20 protein-coding genes and 1 other annotated feature are annotated in these 18894 nt (G+C 40.1%); of the genes, 2 read left to right on the top strand and 18 right to left on the bottom strand.

Annotated features, from left to right (window positions below):
* Positions 1–9: 9 nt before the first annotated feature.
* From ruvA to nadB, 8 genes are all read right to left on the bottom strand, one after another.
* Positions 10–624, bottom strand: a complete 615-nt coding sequence (gene ruvA / locus AC3ANV_RS06870; RefSeq protein WP_488314152.1) for a Holliday junction branch migration protein RuvA — start codon at positions 622–624, stop codon at positions 10–12.
* A gap of 183 nt (positions 625–807) precedes the next feature.
* Positions 808–1284 carry a BofC C-terminal domain-containing protein gene (locus AC3ANV_RS06865; RefSeq protein WP_488312891.1) on the bottom strand — a complete coding sequence of 159 codons (477 nt, stop codon included), beginning with the start codon at positions 1282–1284 and terminating at the stop codon, positions 808–810.
* A gap of 255 nt (positions 1285–1539) precedes the next feature.
* The gene (locus AC3ANV_RS06860; protein ID WP_488312890.1) at positions 1540–2220 is read right to left on the bottom strand and encodes a YhcN/YlaJ family sporulation lipoprotein; all 681 of its coding nucleotides are present in this window, start codon (positions 2218–2220) and stop codon (positions 1540–1542) included.
* A 102-nt stretch (positions 2221–2322) separates the two neighbouring features.
* Positions 2323–3303, bottom strand: coding sequence for a phosphotransferase (locus tag AC3ANV_RS06855; RefSeq protein ID WP_488312889.1), 981 nt, complete (start codon positions 3301–3303; stop codon positions 2323–2325).
* On the bottom strand, positions 3287–5008 hold the full coding sequence (gene safA, locus AC3ANV_RS06850) for a SafA/ExsA family spore coat assembly protein (protein ID WP_488312888.1): 1722 nt from the start codon (positions 5006–5008) through the stop codon (positions 3287–3289). Before safA ends, AC3ANV_RS06855 begins: the two co-directional genes overlap by 17 nt.
* A gap of 325 nt (positions 5009–5333) precedes the next feature.
* Positions 5334–6437 carry a quinolinate synthase NadA gene (gene nadA / locus AC3ANV_RS06845; protein ID WP_488312887.1) on the bottom strand — a complete coding sequence of 368 codons (1104 nt, stop codon included), beginning with the start codon at positions 6435–6437 and terminating at the stop codon, positions 5334–5336.
* Between the two features lies 1 nt (position 6438).
* A complete protein-coding gene (gene nadC, locus AC3ANV_RS06840) occupies positions 6439–7287 on the bottom strand; it encodes a carboxylating nicotinate-nucleotide diphosphorylase (RefSeq protein WP_488312886.1) in 849 nt (282 codons plus the stop codon).
* Positions 7256–8836, bottom strand: a complete 1581-nt coding sequence (gene nadB / locus AC3ANV_RS06835) for an L-aspartate oxidase (RefSeq protein ID WP_488312885.1) — start codon at positions 8834–8836, stop codon at positions 7256–7258. The genes nadC and nadB overlap by 32 nt, the downstream gene beginning before the upstream one ends.
* A 111-nt stretch (positions 8837–8947) precedes the next feature.
* Here nadB and AC3ANV_RS06830 point away from each other — a divergent pair, with 111 nt between their 5' ends.
* The gene (locus AC3ANV_RS06830; protein WP_488312884.1) at positions 8948–10096 is read left to right on the top strand and encodes an IscS subfamily cysteine desulfurase; all 1149 of its coding nucleotides are present in this window, start codon (positions 8948–8950) and stop codon (positions 10094–10096) included.
* Between the two features lie 42 nt (positions 10097–10138).
* Positions 10139–10678, top strand: a complete 540-nt coding sequence (locus AC3ANV_RS06825; protein ID WP_488312883.1) for a 3H domain-containing protein — start codon at positions 10139–10141, stop codon at positions 10676–10678.
* 142 nt (positions 10679–10820) lie between these two features.
* Here AC3ANV_RS06825 and pheA read toward each other — a convergent pair whose 3' ends face one another.
* From pheA to AC3ANV_RS06775, 10 genes are all read right to left on the bottom strand, one after another.
* A complete protein-coding gene (gene pheA / locus AC3ANV_RS06820) occupies positions 10821–11672 on the bottom strand; it encodes a prephenate dehydratase (protein ID WP_488312882.1) in 852 nt (283 codons plus the stop codon).
* 87 nt (positions 11673–11759) lie between these two features.
* Positions 11760–12215 carry an ACT domain-containing protein gene (locus AC3ANV_RS06815; RefSeq protein ID WP_488312881.1) on the bottom strand — a complete coding sequence of 152 codons (456 nt, stop codon included), beginning with the start codon at positions 12213–12215 and terminating at the stop codon, positions 11760–11762.
* Between the two features lie 31 nt (positions 12216–12246).
* Positions 12247–13536, bottom strand: a complete 1290-nt coding sequence (gene obgE, locus AC3ANV_RS06810) for a GTPase ObgE (RefSeq protein ID WP_488312880.1) — start codon at positions 13534–13536, stop codon at positions 12247–12249.
* 143 nt (positions 13537–13679) lie between these two features.
* Entirely contained in the window at positions 13680–14231 is a 552-nt protein-coding gene (locus AC3ANV_RS06805; protein WP_488312879.1) for a Spo0B C-terminal domain-containing protein, read from the bottom strand.
* A gap of 281 nt (positions 14232–14512) precedes the next feature.
* On the bottom strand, positions 14513–14806 hold the full coding sequence (gene rpmA, locus AC3ANV_RS06800) for a 50S ribosomal protein L27 (RefSeq protein ID WP_307403885.1): 294 nt from the start codon (positions 14804–14806) through the stop codon (positions 14513–14515).
* Positions 14807–15151 carry a ribosomal-processing cysteine protease Prp gene (locus tag AC3ANV_RS06795; protein WP_488312878.1) on the bottom strand — a complete coding sequence of 115 codons (345 nt, stop codon included), beginning with the start codon at positions 15149–15151 and terminating at the stop codon, positions 14807–14809. It abuts the gene before it with no gap.
* Positions 15152–15166: 15 nt separating this feature from the next.
* The gene (gene rplU / locus AC3ANV_RS06790; protein ID WP_307403881.1) at positions 15167–15475 is read right to left on the bottom strand and encodes a 50S ribosomal protein L21; all 309 of its coding nucleotides are present in this window, start codon (positions 15473–15475) and stop codon (positions 15167–15169) included.
* 13 nt (positions 15476–15488) lie between these two features.
* Positions 15489–15570 (bottom strand) — a sequence feature (ribosomal protein L21 leader region).
* 47 nt (positions 15571–15617) lie between these two features.
* Positions 15618–17105, bottom strand: coding sequence for an Rne/Rng family ribonuclease (locus AC3ANV_RS06785; RefSeq protein WP_488312877.1), 1488 nt, complete (start codon positions 17103–17105; stop codon positions 15618–15620).
* Positions 17106–17149: 44 nt separating this feature from the next.
* On the bottom strand, positions 17150–18016 hold the full coding sequence (locus AC3ANV_RS06780; protein ID WP_488312876.1) for a M50 family metallopeptidase: 867 nt from the start codon (positions 18014–18016) through the stop codon (positions 17150–17152).
* Positions 18009–18791 carry a peptidoglycan DD-metalloendopeptidase family protein gene (locus AC3ANV_RS06775; RefSeq protein ID WP_488312875.1) on the bottom strand — a complete coding sequence of 261 codons (783 nt, stop codon included), beginning with the start codon at positions 18789–18791 and terminating at the stop codon, positions 18009–18011. Before AC3ANV_RS06775 ends, AC3ANV_RS06780 begins: the two co-directional genes overlap by 8 nt.
* Positions 18792–18894 lie beyond the last annotated feature (103 nt).

The following is an 18894-nucleotide window of genomic DNA, read 5'->3' as shown; positions in this document are numbered from 1 at the left end:
ATCATCACCTTATTTTAATAGCCGCTGTAGGGCTTTTTTAATGTATTGATCTGTGGTTAACTTTTCATTACGTAATTCAGGTGAAATCTTTTTAATTTCTTTATCTGAATAACCAAGGGCTTTCAAAGCGAGAATCGCTTCTTCAAAGGCCATATTTGATATAGATTTTGCTTCAACTGTAAAGGAATCAGCATTAAATAGATTCGGAAAAAAGTCGGGTACAATATCCTGTAATTTTCCCTTTAAATCGAGAATCATTTGTCTTGCCGTTTTTTTTCCAACTCCCGGGAATTTTATTAGGAACCCTTCATCCTCATTTTCAATTGCTGAGACCACCTGCTGTACCTCACCCGATGCCAAAATCGCCAGTGCGCCTTTTGGCCCAATACCGGAAACATTTAATAATTTAGTAAATAGTTTCTTTTCTTCTCTCGAATCGAATCCGTACAGTGCCATTATATCCTCACGAACGTAATGATAGGTAAATACCGTAACCTTATGTTCCATTTTACCGGAATATACAAATGGATTTGGTGTTGAAATTTGATAGCCAATCCCATTATTCTCGATAACAATATATTCAGGCCCGACAAACTCTACGGTCCCTTTGATAAATTCATACAATGCCATTCTCTCCTCTAACGTTATCCCCATCTCAGAAAGCTTATGCAAGAAGCAGCTAAATGGTAAATTCATGGATACTTTTTTACGCACTGTACTCCATTCTATCATAAAATTTTAGGGTGTATGAAGAAAAACAAAAAACCAGGCTGATATGAAATCAGTCTGATTTGTATTTCGGTTGATTTAATTTGCTTGCACGTCCTTTTTGGAATAGTGCTTAAATGTTTCTAATACTTCCACATAGCGATCTTTTGTTTTAATGGGAATCCCTTGCAGCAGTTCTTCTTGTTTCTTGCTTTCTAATTTCTTAACATCTATTTGAAAAAAGGATTGAATAATTCTTGATCGGTCAGGTCTGCCATTAAAAATAGTTAACACACCTTCATCGGTAATTCCAAAATATCCATTTGCCTTAAGTAACGGCGAAATATCATCGATTTTTTTCCTAAATACCATTTGGGATTCATCTATATCTTTTAGCTGCCATTGATCATACTTGGCCCAAAAATTTTCTAATGACCAGCAAGTCTCTTGAACAACTTCTTGACTGATTTCTCCATCTAAATACATTCTTTCTAATAAAACAGTAATGTGCAGAGGTTCCGTCTTTTGCAGGTAGTGATGGTTATCCTGTTGCGCGGCGGAGCCGTTCAAAAGCATTCCCGGGGCTTTTCCTAATAATATGAAGAGTAAACATGTAAGTACGGTTAAACAATACCGAGACAATGCTATCCAATTGAACCTCATGCATAATCACCTCTTATGGTTAAAAATCGATCAGCTCTTACATTCATAGTTTAGCCTTTTATTGCCTTTTTATCCTAAAAGATATTAGAGTGAAAGAATCCTAAATTGCACTTATCCATAATAAGAAGGGCAAAGCCCGAAAGCCCTGCCCTTAAAATATGGATGATTTTACCTAGCCCCTTGAAGATCAAAGTTGATGTTACGGTCACGGCTAAACGTACCTTCATCTATAATTACAGTTACCGATTTCCCATTAACGTAAGGCTTCACCGCTTCCCGGACGGCTTTTTTCGTTTCTTTTGCCCGGTTTTTATCGATTAAATCAACGGAAATTAAAACTGAATTACCATAGATAACGGAATGGACATCCTGAACGTTTTTAACCGATTCGGCTTTTTTTCTGATTTTATCGGATACTTTTTTATTAACTCCGTAATCAGTGGCATAGCCGGTATTTGCTATATTTTGATTCAAATGGCCATGATAATTCACATCACTTGTGCTAAAGCGATTATCACGTTGAAAAAAATTTCGGTCATAGCTCGCGAGCGGTTTTGTTGGGTTTGGAGGATTTCCATTTTTGTCTCTTGTCTGCAATAGCCTTCGATTTTGATCCTTTTGAAATTTGCCCTCTGCCCCAAGATTATGGTCCATCATTTCTGTTAATGGGCCATCATTGTCATTGAATCCCGTATAGGTTCCTATTGGATGTTTTTCATTTGAGTAATATCCCATTGGACGTGCAGGATTTTCATTATTATTGACGCCTGCTCGATTGTTCGTTCCACAACCCGCCAGTCCGACCACAATCACAGCTGAAAGAGGAATCATCCACTGCTTTCTATTCAAGCGAAAAACCCCCTTGGTAACATCCTGAGCATTGTAAAATGCTCTTTATTAGGTTGTTACCTTGACGAGGATTTCATACTGCCAGAAACGACCAATGCATCATCAAAGAATTAAATTTTTAACTTGATTAATGAATTGTTTTCTCAAATAAAATTGACCAATCGTCATTTCCATTACCTGCTTAAATTTTGTATGGTCTTTATAAGTTTGTTCCCTTATGATTCGGTTCCATTCCCGAAAAATATCAGCAGGAAAGGCTAAAGCATAAAGAAATGCATTTTCATTTAAGAAGGATTGGATTTGCTGCATTTGTGAAAGTTGGTTAAAAGACCAATCCATATAAGGAAGGATTCGATTTGCATATTGTAAATAATCTAAAGAATTAGGGCCAATACTAATTAAATCAAAATCGATTAATTGTAAATTTCCCGCTTTGTTACGCAAAAAATTATGATGTGCCACATCACCATGAAGGATGACAAATGGTTCCTTTAAAAAAAAGAGCCGGTTCTTCTCCATCCCCTTCAAGGACCAATTTGCCCATGAAACCATTTCTGAAAGAAACTTCTCATTGATAAAATACCTCATAACCGGTAAATTTTTCAAAAAAAGAGTTAATCTTTCTTTCCATTTTTCAAGAAGATGGCCTTTTGGGAGCAAGGTACGGTACCGTGCCTCAAAGGATGATGTAATTTGATGAAATTGCTCTAATAATTCCATTCCTTCCTGGCGATTTTTATGAGAATGAAAGGAAAAAGGTATTTTATTCGGTTCAAGGTATTCCATACAACCAAAATGCAATCCTTCAAAAAAGAGCTGTTCTTTTACGGGAGGAGTAACAAACAGGTAAGTATTGGAGAATCCTTCTTTTCTTAAGGTAGCCGTAAAAGCTTCTTGAAGTCTAAGTTTGCTATACATGTGATAGCCTTTGATGATGTAAGTATTTTTTTCTGTTTTTAGCAAAAAAACCGACTTTCGAATCGGAACAAACTCAATTATTTTTTCGAAAAATTGGGACCTAAAATAAGAGAGGAGACGATCAAAAAAATCATCGTCTCCTTTTTGGTTAACCGCTGTATTCATTGCTTTCATCTTGGTACCGCGGCATACTGTACGGAGATTCTCCCGGACCCATTCCATAAGGATTCATAAAAGGAGGCTGTGCCACATTCACCGGTGCAGTATAGGGTGCACTGTAAACCGGTGGAGTTGTTGGTACATAGGTAGGAGTTGGCACCTGATTAGTGACCGGCATCTGAGTTGGCACAGGTCCTCCGCAACCGCAATCACCTAATGCTCCAGTTCCTACCGGAAGTCCTTGCGGGAATGGCTGCTGCATATACGGCATTTGTGTCCCGACTGCCGGTCCGGAATATTCCGGTGATTCAAATTCCGCTCCCATTACATGACCCTCCATTTGTGGGTACCCATATGGATATTGCCCATGAGGCGCAGTCATCCCTGTATTGTACCCATGAACAGGAGCAGAAGGGGCATATTCAGCCGGATATTGCGCCGGTGGATATCCTCCTGATGCCATTCCCGGGTAGCCCATTGGCGCTGTTCCCGGATAACTTCCCGGATAACCCGTTGGTGCTGCTCCAGGGTAACCTCCCGGATAACCCGTTGGCGCTGCTCCAGGGTAGCCTCCCGGATAACCCGTTGGCGCTGCTCCAGGGTAGCCTCCCGGATAACCCGTTGGCGCTGCTCCGGGGTAGCCTCCCGGATAACCCGTTGGCGCTGCTCCAGGGTAGCCTTCAGGGTAACCTGCAGGTGCTACTCCAGGGGAACCGGGCTGGTATCCACCCATCGGATATTGGGCTGCAGGGTCCATATATGGTGTTTGTATCGGTTGTTGTACAACCGGGCTTCCCATTGCAGCTCCAGGATTATACCCATGGCTCATCATAGGCATTTGCGGCATAAACGATGATGATTCATCACCAAAATGCGGCGGAATGTATGATGTGCCAGCGGCAGCTGGGGCGACTCCCGGTGCTGTTGGCACATACCCAGGCGTTGTTGGCACATATCCCGGTGCTGTTGGCATATACTCCGGTGCTGTCGGCATATACCCAGGTGCTGTTGGCATGAATCCCGGACCCGCTGGAAAAGCAGCGCCCGGAACATGTGGATATGGCATGAATGGTTCAAATGGCGGGCAAAATCCAGGTCCCGGCATTACCGGTGTAACCGGAACACAATATTGTGGTTGTTCAACAGGTACAGGTGCCGGTGCTTCAACTGGTGCTTCCACCACTGGCTTTGGTACTTCTTTCATTGGAACTTCTTTTACCTCAGGAAGTATATTTGCTGGTTTAGGCGGAAGCTGCGGCTGTTGAACAGTCATATTTTGCATGTTCATCGTATAATAATTGTTAATATCAATTTCTGGGACAATTTGTAGAGGCATTTTAGGAGTATAAGGTACTTTCGGTGCTTCTTTTGCAATTGGAACTTCCTTTATTGGAGCTTCCTTTATTGGAACTTCCTTTTTGGGAGCTTCAACAATTGGCATTTCTTTAGGCTTCTCTTTTGCAAACGGATGCTCAGCAATCGGCATTTCTTTCTTGACTCCTAAATTGATGGCAGCTTCCGGTTTAGTCCCCATTGGTATTTCTTTCTTTATTGTTCCACCAGATGTTGGGACTTTTACTTTCATACCGGGCATAATCATATCAGGGTTGCTGAGCTGTGAATTCATCTTTTTCAGCTCTTCAAAATTCACGCCGTACTTCTTGGCGATCTTCCAAAGAGTATCCCCTTTCTGTACGATATGGATCTTCACTCTGATTTCCCTCCTATGGCATAAGTCCATATAGTGTATGTGAAAATGGGCAAAGTGCTAATATACTTCACAAAAACTTATGCTTTTTTTCGAAAAAATATGAATCAGACTCTGATGATTTATTTGCCGGCGCTTACAGGAACTACTTTCCTCCTTTAGTACCAGGGCTTTTCTTCAGTACAAATTTACATTTTAAAAAAAGCTATGTTAAACTTGTATGTTGATTTTCGCTCCAACAACATAGTGAGCTAAATCAACAATGAGTTTTACCATAGCCAAAAAAAAATAGATGCAACTGTAAAATTGCATCTACCATCACTGTTTTTTAAGAATTAATCAACATTCTTTCTAAAGCTAATTTAGCATCATGGGCAATTTCATCATTAACCTTAATAAGATTATGATTGCTGTTTTCTTCTAGTGTATCCAAGCTCCACACTAAATGTGGCAAATCAATCCGATTCATGGTCAGACATGGACACATATGGGGATTTAAAGAAATAATATTCTGTTCCGGATGATTGTTTATCAAGCGTTTAACAAGGTTCATTTCGGTCCCGATAGCCCACTCAGAACCAGGTTTTGCCTTTTCAATTGCGTTGATAATATAGCTTGTAGAACCTGCTTCATCCGCTAATTCCACAACCTCACGGCGACATTCGGGATGGACAATAATTTTCATATTTGGATATTGGTTTCTTGTTTCAATAACATTCTGTACCGTGAAATTTTCATGTACGGAGCAGTGGCCCTTCCATAATATAACTTTTATTTTTGAAAAATCGCCTTCGTACTCCAGCGAGTTGCTAATTGGATTCCAGATAGCCATTTCATCTAGCGGAATTCCTAAATCAGCAGCCGTATTTCTTCCAAGATGCTGATCCGGTAAGAATAAAATACGTTCTTTCTGGCCGAATGCCCATTTAACCATTGTCTCGGCATTGGAGGAGGTTACTGTAGCTCCACCCTTGGCACCCACAAAAGCTTTAATGGCGGCAGTGGAATTGACATAGGTTAACGGAAGGATGGTATCTCCAAAAATCGCCTGCAATTTCTCCCATGCTCTTTCTGTTTGCTGAATATCTGCCATGTCTGCCATCGAACAGCCGGCACGCATATCCGGTAAAAATACCTTCTGATTCTCACTTGTAAGAATATCAGCCGTTTCTGCCATAAAATGGACACCGCAAAAAACGATAAATTCAGCTTCAGTGTTTTCCGCAGATAACTGCGCCAATTTTAACGAATCACCAGTTGCATCAGCAAATTGAATGACTTCATCCTTTTGATAATGATGACCGGGGATAAAAAGCCGATTTCCTAATCTTTCCTTCACTTCGATTACGCGAGACTCTAGCTCTTCTCTCGACATTTGCCGATATTTTTCAGGAATCATGATAGTTTTTTGCAAGGAAGCCAAAATGTTCATTTTATTCCTCTCCTTTGTTCCATAACACTTTCACACTAAGGTCAAGTGCTTTATAAGAGTGAGTTAAAAAGCCAAGGGAAATATAGTGAACTCCCGTTTCACGATAGTCAGCAAGATTACTTAATTGGATACCGCCCGAAGCTTCAGTAATGATATGTGACGGTACCAATTTAATGAATTCCTTGATCTCTTCCGGGGTACGATTATCAAACATAATGACATCAGCACCGGCCTGAACTGCCTCAATGACCTGTTCTTCTGTCTCAACTTCAACTTCAATCTTCACCATATGTCCGGCATTTTGACGAACGGCGTCAACGGCACTTGTTATCGATCCTGCAAACGAAATATGATTATCCTTAATCATGACGCCGTCATACAATCCAAATCGGTGATTAAAGCCTCCACCGCAGCGAACCGCATATTTTTCCAGCATCCGAAGTCCGGGAGTCGTTTTCCGGGTATCGCATATTTTCGTATAGTCGCTGTTCAAGGTGGTTACCGCTTTTTGAGTAAGTGTTGCAATCCCGCTCATCCTTTGAATTAGATTTAGGATGACTCTTTCTCCTTTTAGCAGGTCAGCGATTTTCCCTGAAACGATGGCAAGCTTTTGGCCGATTTCAAAGGATTCTCCATCTTTTACAAAAACCCTGGCGCTAATTTGATTATTTAACAAATGAAAACCGTTTTTTATGATTGCTTCTCCACAAAAAACACCAGCCTCTTTAGCTAAAAAAACAATTTCCCCATTCGTATCTTCTGAAAAAATCAAATCAGTGGTGATATCCTGTTCACCTATATCTTCGATAAAAAAATTCTCAATTAGCGAGCGCAGTTTCAATGTGTTCATTTGTCTTCTCCGTTTCCCTGTTATGTTTATGGATGATTGATTTCCTTAACCAATTACGATCATCTTCAAACGGATAATCACTTCTAAAGTGTCCACCGCGGCTTTCAGTCCGTTTCAATGCGGATTCTGTGATGAGTTGAGCGATAATCAGCATGAATAGTTTTGATAGTTCAGAAACAGTAAATGAATCCCATTCATTTATTTCTTGAACCTTAAATTGTTCAAGCCAGTTTTTTTGTTTTTGGAGAGCTAACCCGCTCCGTACAATTCCTACTCTTTCCATCATCAAACTCTTTAATAACTCAATATCCGGCAACATTACATTATTTTTATTAAGAGAAATATTTACTGTTATTCGTTCAAAATTTAAAGATTTTAACATGGCTGAATTTATCCATTCCGATAGCTTTTTCCCTTGATACAATCCCTCTAATAAGGAATTGCTCGCTAACCGGTTTGCACCATGCAAACCGGTGCAGGCTGCTTCACCAATTGCAAAAAGCCCGTCAATGGAAGTTCTCCCGATTAAATCTGTTTTAATTCCCCCCATTAAGAAATGACATCCCGGGGCAACCGGAAGCCTGCCCTCCGCTAAATGAATTCCATTTTCTTCACAAAGAGAGGTAATTGAAGGAAATCGTATATGAAAGTTTTCAATTTTACTAATATCTAAGTAAACTTTATTTCCATTTTTTATATATTCATAGATTGTTTGCGAAACCACATGCCTTGGGGCAAGGTCTTTATAGGGGTGAACTCCTTCCATGATTGGAGTTCCATCTGACGTTATCAGAATGGCACCCTCTCCGCGAACAGCTTCAGAAATTAATCCCTTTGTTTCACCATCAATATACAAAAGTGTTGGATGAAATTGAATAAATTCCATGTCCATGATTTCAGCACCGGCTAAGTAAGCCATTGCAATCCCATCACCGCTTACCGTGTTTGCGTTTGAAGTATAGCTGTATAATTGACCGCAACCGCCGGTTGCAATAATAATATGTGTCCCGTAATGGATTTGAATCGTGCCATCAGGTTTTTTCACCTTTACACCCGTACAGCGATTTTTTACTTTATTAACAATCAATTCAAAGGCAAATGTATTTTCTTCGATAATCACATTTTCGCTTAGCTGGCTTATCAGGAATTCCATTAAATTCTTTCCTGTTGCATCTCCGCCACCGTGAACGATTCTCTTTTCACTATGGGCGCCTTCCATCCCAAGGAGCAAGTCGCCATTTTGATTTTTATCAAAAAGATTACCATTGCCGGATATATCCTTTATGAGCGTTGGCGCTTCATTAATGATTTGCTCAACTACTTCACGGTTATTTTGGTATCTTCCTGCTTCAAGAGTATCGACAAAATGTTTTGAAGGGTGGTCATGTGAGCCAATGGCAGCTGCAATTCCGCCTTGAGCCAAATAGGAATTCGCTGTCCTTAAATTTGACTTTGTGAGAATTCTCACATTTACATCCTTATTTAAGAGAACAGCCAGTTGTAACGCAGCTACTCCACTTCCAATTATTAACACATCACTATTTGTCATATTCTGGCCCTCCAGGATTAACAGGTGTCTTGACATCTATATTTACATAGAATTAAACTAATTACAAGTATTTTTTTCGCAATAAAAATATGAGAATTGGAGAAATGCAGGATGATATATTTTGATTTTGCGGCAACCACTCCGTTAGATTCCGAAGCAGCAAATGTATATGTGAAAATAGCAACTGAATACTTTGGAAATTCAAGCAGCCTCCATGACATTGGAGGACAATCCTCTGCCTTGCTTGAAAATTGCCGTGAAGAATTATCAAGTCTATTAGGAGTTGATAAAAAAGGGCTGTTCTTTACGAGTGGTGGTTCTGAGGGAAACTTTTTGGCGATCGAAGCCCTACTTTCTGCTCCGAAAAGAAAAGGAAACCATATTATAATGGGAATGGCAGAACATTCCTCCGTACACGGTACGATTAAAAGATTAGAAAATGCAGGTTATCGTGTTACTCGGGTACCGTTTAATTCTTCAGGCATGATTGATCAGGAGAAATTGGTTAATTTGATAACACCTGAAACCATTCTCGTTTCGATTCAACATGTTAATTCTGAAATTGGCACTATCCAACCAATCGAAAACATAGCCGGTATTTGCAAAGCCAATCATATTCATTTTCATAGCGATTTTGTCCAATCTTTTGGAAAAATTGATCTAACAAACCTTGCTCCTTTAGTTAGTAGCTTTTCTTTTTCGGGTCATAAAATATATGGTCCAAAAGGGATTGGCGGCCTTTTTATTGACCCCGCCATTTCCTGGAGCCCTTTTTTCCCGGGGGGCTCACATGAAAAAGGTCTTAGACCGGGCACAATTAACGTCCCTGCTATTGCTGCGATGACGGTTGCCGCACAAAAAATATGCAACCAAATACATGAGGAAAAAAACAAATTTCTCCACCTTCGGAAAGCTTTTATTGAGACAATTGCCCCAATAAAAAAGTGGGTTCAACTATTTCAGGCTGACGAAAGCTCTCAGCTTCCTCAGATCATTGGGATGCGGATTGCAGGCATCGAGGGTCAATGGATGATGCTGGAATGCAATCGGTTGGGCTTCGCGATTTCAACAGGAAGCGCCTGCCAAGTAGGTATGCAATCCCCTGCAAAAGCAATGCAAGCAATGGATTTAGACATCAGGGAAGCAAAAGAATTTATCCGTATCTCATTTGGCAGAACAACCACTATGGATGATGTTCTGAAGCTCGGCCAAAATATAGTGAATGTTGTTAAAGAATATAAGGCCAATTCGGTTATTTAAAAATCATTATTTGCTAGAATAAAAAACAGAAGGAGGGTTCCTATGACAGAGCAGAAAAAAATATTAGGAGAAGAAAGGAGGAATTTAATTTTACAGCAGCTAAAAGAAAGCCCTGTTCCTATTACCGGAAGTGAATTAGCAACAAGAACAAATGTAAGCAGACAAGTGATTGTTGGCGATATTACACTTCTTAAGGCAAAAAGTGAACCTATTCTTGCAACGAGCCAAGGCTATATGTATTTAAAACAGAATACCGGTGCTCCACTTTTCCAAAGGACGATTGCCTGTCGCCATAAACCGGAAGATACCGAAAAGGAGCTTAATTTATTAGTTGATCACGGGGTAATGGTGAAGGATGTTAGAATTGAACATGCGGTTTATGGAGATTTGACTGCTTCGATAATGGTTTCGAATCGGCAGGAAGTGAAACAGTTTATGGAAAATATTCAAACCTCCAAAGCCTCATTTTTATCGGAATTAACAGAGGGGATCCATCTTCATACCATTACGGCAGCGAGCGAGAAAATTCTTGATCATGCAGAAGAAGCTCTTAAGGCAGAAGGAATATTGATGGAAACATAAAGAAAAATCGCCTAAGGGCGAAGGCAGAAGCGTAGTTGCACTTATGCGAAATAGGAAAGCGCAAGCGCCCGTTTAGCGCTTCCGAAGCTTACTCTTGTGGAGCCGGACAGTTATTGAAATAAAGGACCCAATGGGGTCCTTTTTAGTTTAAATCCAACATAAAGGAAGGATAGCTTCCTAATAATTTCACGCCGCAGCCTAATGCTTCCAGTTCGGCAACTGTTCCCGGGATTAAAACATCATCAAGCTTCATTTCCAAATCAATAATGAAAAAATAATTGCCAATTCCTGTTTTCATCGGCCTTGATTCGATTTTTGACATGTTTAATTTTCTCCAGGCAAAGGCTGATAATACTTGATGAAGAGCTCCCGGATGGTCCGAAGGAAGTGTAATCATCAAAGTTGTTTTATAACCTCTGGAACTTATTGATGGAAAATCTACCTTTTGTCCGGATAGAATTAAAAATCGAGTATGGTTATAATCAAAATCATGTATGTCTCTTTGAACGATAGTTAGCCCGTATTCATTTGCTGCTAATTCATTAGCAATCGCAGCTGTTTTCATTTCAGGATGATCCGTTACCATTTGAGCAGCCGCAGCTGTTGAACTCACACTTTCAAAGGGAATTCCTTTAAACTGAGTATGTAAAAATTTATGGCACTGGGCAATCGCATGTGAATGACTATACACCTTACTCACATTCCGCCAATCTTCCTTATTTGATGGATGAACCATTAGATGCTGTCGTATTGGGATTGTGATTTCACCAATAATTGGAATTTGAACCTCATGTGTCAAATAATCAAGCGTTATATTAACGGAACCTTCAAGAGCATTTTCTACGGGAACAACTGCCAGTTCCACCTGTTTTTCCACAACAGCATCTATGCATTCCGGTATTGTTCGATACGGTTCAAACTCTAATTCCGGAAAAACCCGCTTCACCGCTAATTCAGTGAATGTAGCCTTTGGCCCTAAATATCCGACTTTCATTGCTCTCCCCACTCTCTATATACTCTATATATAACATCTCAAAAAAGAAAGCTGAGACCAGCCGGGCATATTGAACATTTCTGTTCTTTATGCACCTGTTCCCAGCACCTCCACTTTTTCTACAAACTCCAGTTTTCTTAATTCATTAAGTAAATCCTCAATTTCCATATGGATATCGGATGTATTTAACGAAAGTGTTACGTTCGCTCTTCCTTGTAATGGGATCGTTTGGTGAATGGTCAGTACATTACATCCTGACGAAGCAACAACACCCAGCAATTTAGACAATGTCCCTGAGCGGTCCTCCAGATGGAAAAAAAGTGAGACCAATCGTTCCTTTTTGATCGTCGAGAACGGAAAAACTGTATCCCGGTATTTATAAAAAGCACTTCTGCTTAAATCAACCTGGCGGACAGCTTCCCAAACAGATTCTACCTTACCTCTTTCAAGCATTTCTTTTACTTCAAGCGTTTTTTTCATCGCTTCCGGTAAAACATCCTCACGGACCAAGTAAAATTTTTTATCTGATTTATCCATTTTCATCTTTGTACTCTACCTCCGGATCCAGGGAAGGCTACTCAATAAATTCGAATTCAAAGTCTAGTAATTTAACGATATCCCCGTCTTTTGCTCCTCTTTGCCTTAAAGCATCGTCAACACCAAGCCCGCGAAGCTGCCTTGAAAAACGTCTGACGGATTCTTCTCTTGAGAAGTCTGTCATCTTAAATAATTTCTCAAGCTTTTCACCGGAGATTACATATGAACCATCCGGGTCTCTTGTAATCGTAAATGCTTCCGGATCTGCTTCGTGTTTATAAAGAACTCGATGTACTCCTGCTTCCTCTTCCTCGTGTTCAAGCGGGAATTCAGGTGTCTCCTCCAACTTATCCGTAACTGCAAACAATAGCTCACGCAATCCTTTTCGTGTAACTGCCGAGATTGGAAAAATGGGATAATCCTCTTGAAGCTGTTCTTTAAATTTCTGCAAATTTTCTTCCGCATCAGGCATATCCATTTTATTTGCAACAATAATCTGCGGACGCTCCGTCAAGCGCAGATTATACTCTTTTAATTCTTTATTAATCGTCAGGTAATCCTCAAATGGATCTCTGCCTTCTGTTGCCGCCATATCTATAACATGAACAATGACTCTTGTCCGCTCAATATGACGTAAAAATTGATGTCCAAGACCGACACCCGCGTGAGCCCCTTCAATCAGTCCGGGAAGATCCGCCATAACGAAGCTCCTGCCATCCTCGGTTTCAACCATCCCAAGGTTCGGAACGATCGTCGTAAAATGGTATTCGGCTATTTTCGGCTTTGCTGATGAAACTACCGATAATAAAGTGGATTTTCCAACACTCGGAAATCCGACAAGGCCAACATCCGCTAGGAGCTTTAATTCAAGAACGACATCACGTTCTTGTCCCGGCTCTCCATTTTCCGAAATCTCCGGTGCGGGATTAGAAGGAGTGGCAAATCGGGTATTTCCTCTTCCGCCACGACCGCCTTTTGCAATAACCGCGCGCTGGCCATCTTCAACCAAGTCAGCAATGACTTCCTGGGTATTGGCATCAATGACAACCGTTCCAGGCGGCACTTTGACAATCATATCCTTTGAATTTTTCCCATGCATGCCTTTTGACATTCCATGTTCACCACGAGGTGCTTTAAAATGCCGCTGATAACGGAAATCCATCAAAGTACGTAAACCCTCGTTAACTTCAAAAATCACATTGGCGCCTTTTCCGCCGTCACCGCCTGCGGGTCCGCCATTCGGAACATATTTTTCACGGCGAAACGCGACCATTCCATTGCCGCCATCTCCACCTTTTACATATATCTTAACTTGATCGACAAACATTTAATTCCTCCCGTCAATAGAAAAGCGTAAGCGCTTGTTTAGCGAAGTACATATTCGCCAGGCGCTGAAGCTAAACATAAATAAAGTAACACACTTCTACTGCATCCATTAAATTAACTGATGTCACGACGAGAATCGCAGCTTTACCCTTTTCTTATTATAAAAGGCATAAAAACTTCTAATGCGAGTTCGTTTTCAAAGAATTCCTTGACCGCAATATCCATCTTATTTGGTTGTGGATCGTTAAGGAATTGTTCAATCAGTTCATTTTTAATTATTATCCCGCTAAAATCAAAAAAGAAACGAACACCATCTTTTTGCAAGTCAATTGTGATCGACAAATGGTTTTCTTGGAACGGCTCTATCGCCGAATTCAAACATACAAAAAGTGAGTTTGTCCAATTTGTTAGAACTAAATCGTTAATTGTTAAGGATTCGGACTCTTGAAGGACCTCATATTCAAGTTGAAAGGAATGGCCCTCCCAATTTGATTTTAAGAGTAATGAGGCGAACAATGGGCAGTTTAAATTGGATAGCTTTGACTCATGCTGAGCCTCAATCACAATTTCATCAATCACTTCTTTTGCCCGGTCAAATCTATTTAGATCCAAGTTTCCTTTTATTAATTGTAATCTATTTAACCAATCATGCCGTGAGTGCCTGAGCACTTCCACGATATCCCATTCTTTATTCATACCTACACTCCTACCCAAGTGCCTTAAAAACTGTTTGCTGATAGTATATCAAAAAAGCCAGCATGAGTAAGCCTTTTTTATGAGAATGTTGTTTTTTAAGAGGTAAATTAAGAGGCTTTTTGGAGGGAATTACCTCTGGAGCAATCCGCAAACTCCTTGTTTTATACTTAAATTCAACAAAACAACAAAAAAACTCCGGGTATCTTACCCATTTGGAAAAATTTCCATTCCTTTAGCAAAAAGAAACTCTAACCGGTCAGGTTAGAGTTTCCGATTGCCTATTAAGCTTCTTGAGCTGCTGGATAAACGCTCACTTTTTTACGATCACGACCAAAACGTTCGAATTTCACAACGCCGTCGATTTTAGCAAAAAGAGTGTCGTCACCGCCGCGGCCAACGTTTTCACCCGGGTAAATCTTTGTACCGCGTTGACGGTAAAGGATTGAACCACCGGTTACAAATTGTCCGTCTGCACGCTTAGCACCAAGGCGCTTAGCGATAGAGTCACGTCCGTTCTTTGTAGAACCTACTCCCTTTTTAGATGCAAACAACTGAAGATCTAATTTTAATAACATTTATTCCACCTCCTGCTTTTTGAAGGTAATTTTTATGTGCTTTCCGTACTCTTCTTCAATCGTTCGTAATGAAACGACCATACCTTCGAGAAGAAGCTGGATTTTCTCATAAACGTTTTCCGAAAGATCATTCGGAAGCTCGCAGCGGAGAAAACCGTCTTCACGATGTTCAATCAGTGGAGTGACACCTGTTAGGGCATGCACTGCATTGATTGTCCCAACGGTTACTGCGGATACGCCGGCACAGACGATATCCTGTCCGCGATTGGCAAAAAAAGCATGACCGCTAATTTCAAATGACAGAATAGAATCGGATTCAGTACGATTAATTCTAATGTCAATCATCTATAATCCAACACCTTACGCGTTGATTTTTTCGATGATTACTTTAGTGTAAGGTTGACGATGACCTTGCTTCTTACGGTTGTTTTTCTTCGCTTTATACTTGAAAACGATGATTTTCTTTTGACGGCCTTGCTTTTCAACTTTAGCTGTAACAGTAGCACCAGAAACAACAGGGCTTCCTACTTTTACATTTTCACCGCCAACGAAAAGAACCTTGTCAAAAGTAACTGTTTCACCAGCTTCTGCATTTAGCTTTTCAATGTAGATAGCTTGGCCTTCTTCGACTTTAAGTTGTTTACCGCCAGTTTCGATAATTGCGTACATGAACTGCACCTCCTTATAAACTCAGACTCGCCAGTGACAGGCGTTTATGCTTTTGCACAAAACTTACTACCTGGTCTGTGCGGTTGTAGCACGGGTGCTACAAACATAACATTAAAATCCTACCATAAGATCGATCATAGTGTCAATAGAATTCGCCGGATTTTTGGGATATCTCACTTTCATCTCCAAATTGTTTCAATATATAATAAGGCTCAACAGAAGGAATCACTGAAAAATATATTTTTAAATGGACCAATTCTTCGATTGCTTCCTTATGGCTTTGATTTGGACCGGAAAACTCCGCTTTTACCTCTTCAGTTGTTTCGATTAGGACTGCTTCATATTCAGAATGCCTATGCTCGATTAACTCACGCTCGAGCCTAAAGCCAATTGTTTCAGCACTCATGATTTTCCCGGTCCCATGGCAAACAGGACATTTCTCCTGTAAAACCTCTGATATAGTGACCTTCGTTTTTTTCCTCGTTAGCTGGAGAATCCCAAGCGGTGTAAAACCAATGATTTTCGTTCTTTTTTCATCCTTCTTTAATTCCGTTTCAACTGTATCCAAAATAAATAGCCTGTCTTTTTCCCGTTTCATATCGATAAAATCGATCAGAACGATACCGCCAATATCACGGAGCCGCAGCTGACGAACTATTTCCCGGGCCGCAAGCAGATTCGTCTTTAGGACAGTGTCCTGATAGTCGCTTTTTCCGGAATACTTACCGGTATTCACATCAATGATCGTTAACGCTTCCGTTTCATCAAAAATAAGATAGGACCCATTATCAAGCCATACCACTCTTTTGAGCGCTTTTTCAATCTCATGTTCTACTCTATTTACGGAAAAAATATTCTCTTTCCCGCTATAAAAGGTTAGGTTGACTTTTTTATTCAGCACACTGCTTTGTTCGAGCCATTTTTTTAAAGCTAAATCATCAACGATCACTTCTCCGGTGTGCAGGTTGGCAACCATTTCGAGAATCGTATTGAGAAAGGTATCTTTCTGAAAAAGTAGACCGGGCTTTTTCAACGAAGCAGCTTTTTGGAGAATTCCTTCACATTGCTTGCGCAGATCATTAAGTTCTTGTAGAATTTCCTCCTCAGTGCAAGAAATGCTGGAGGTTCGAAAAATCATTCCTTCATCTGCTTCTTTCAATCGATTTCCCAGACTGCGGAGGGATGCTTTTTGCTTTTCATCAGCTATTTTTTTGGAGATTGCTATATAGCGCCCTTGCGGCATGTAAATGAGGTTTGTTCCTTGAACCTCAATAATTCCTGTTAGTCGCGGACCTTTTGTGCCTGTGGCATCCTTGTCCACCTGTACAAGTAATTTCTCCCCTTGATGAACAAAGTTAGTGATGTTCTTTATCTCTCTTTCTTGCGGGTTTTCAGCTGATAGAACAAATGATGAAAGCACATCACGATGCAAGTAAGCATTTTTCTCTTCGCCGATATCGATGAATACGGCATTCATCCCGGGTAATACTTTCGTAACAGTCCCATAATAAATATTACCGACCAGAGAACGATGTTCCGGTCGGTCAAAATGGATTTTTTCTACCTGCTGATCCCTTAGGAAGGCAAATCTTTTTTCTCTTGAAGAATAATTAATAATCAATGTTTCCAAAACCGGTTTCCTCACTTTTATTGATTTGATTCTATTATACCTCTTCAATATGAAAAGAGAAGGTCACTGATTTTATCGGTTAATCGTTTTTCGGAAAAATAGGCGTGAAGTAATTCATTTTCATCTAACATGCCTTTTTCTTTGCCATTGCTTTCAATAATAATGGGATGCTTGCAGCCCCTTTGGAATTTTTCTAAAACATCGATGAGCAAATCCTGTTCATTCGCCTGAATCGGTTTTAACTGACCAAGGTCAGCTTTTTTCCCATAATATCGTTCTAATAAAAATCTCATAAAAATAAAGCGGCGCTGTTTCCATTCGTGATAGAGAGAGAAATACAAAAAGGCAATTACAACCCAGACGTTTAAATGTGCAGGTGCCGTTACTAAAATTAAAAGAGAAAAGATACTGAGACTAAAAAACGAAATAATTAAGGTCAGCCGATGTGCTTCCGGAAATGATTTTTGCAATGAAAACAACAGGAAAATCAATTTTCCGCCATCAAGAGGCCAAACCGGAAAGAGATTAAATAGTAAGATCATAATGTTGTAATTAATAAATAATGCAAATAAAGTTTCAGGTATTAAATTCAAGGAATTCAATACATATGCCAGCCCCATCATCCAAATATGCTGAAGCGGCCCCGCAATAACAACAATTGCTTCTTCCTTTAACGGCCGATTTCCATGTTCATCCATTTCAGCAACACCGCCGAACGGCAGCAGGGTGATTTTTTTTATCCTCCATGAAAAAAATGAAGCCGCTGCTGCATGCCCCATCTCATGTATAAAAATAATGGCTAAAAGGAAACAGACCTCAAGAAAATGTGCTGTGGCAATAGAAATTGCGATAACAATCCATAACAGCGGATGGATGTGGACATGTTGCAGTAAATATTTCACTCTAGTCAAAGCGGATCACCTGATTCGGGTCGATAAAAGAGTCGCCTTTTTTAATGGCAAAATAATATTTTCCCTTTGTTTTATCCTCACCTGTTGAGGCTGAAACAGTACCTACCACTTTACTTTTATCCACATATTCATATAGGTTAACCTTGATTTCATCAAGATTCCCGTACCAGGATTCGGTTTGGTCGGCATGCTGAATAATGACCGTTTTTCCCAATCCGTCTTTTACTCCTGCAAACTGAACAATTCCTCCATTCATCGCTTCAACAGATTCTCCTTTTCCTGTTTCAATCATGATCCCCTGCCCGGTTTTTTCAAAGTTCTCGAGGATTTTTCCTGAAGCCGGAACAGCCAAGCCTTGCTGTGTCTTAGTTACTGAACTCGTACCTGTTTTATCTTTTTCTGTAAAAGGAAGGAGAGCCAATGGTTTTCCGAATTTATCCTCGTACCACTTTGAAACTGCAGCAAATTTAAAATCTGTATCCATTGATTTTAAAACCCACGTTCTCGCAGGGGCAAATGTCGAAGAATGATTACGAAATAAAATAGCAATGATTAAGAAAAGACAGACTGAAGCCAAGATTTTAAATAGAAATACCTCTTTTTTAAATAATGGATGCCCACCATCATCATGTTCGCTTTCAAAGGATGATAGTGGATTATATCCGTACTTTTCTTCATCACCGGGCAATAACATATTATTATTTGGACTTTTTCCCGGCGTTCCTTTCCTTTTGGCGATTCGTCGCCGTATTTCTTCCGGTGTAGACCGTGCCATACCCATCAACCCTTTTCCCGCTTTTTGTACAAGTTTATGAGCAGAACTTATAGAGTATGACTTTACATTTTAAAGTTGGACGATGGAAAAATAAAAAGTCTGT

It is taken from the genome of Neobacillus sp. DFD-2R (genome assembly GCF_057747865.1).
Note: the sequence above shows the minus strand (reverse complement) of the source record. Positions and strands in the feature narration are given on the sequence as shown.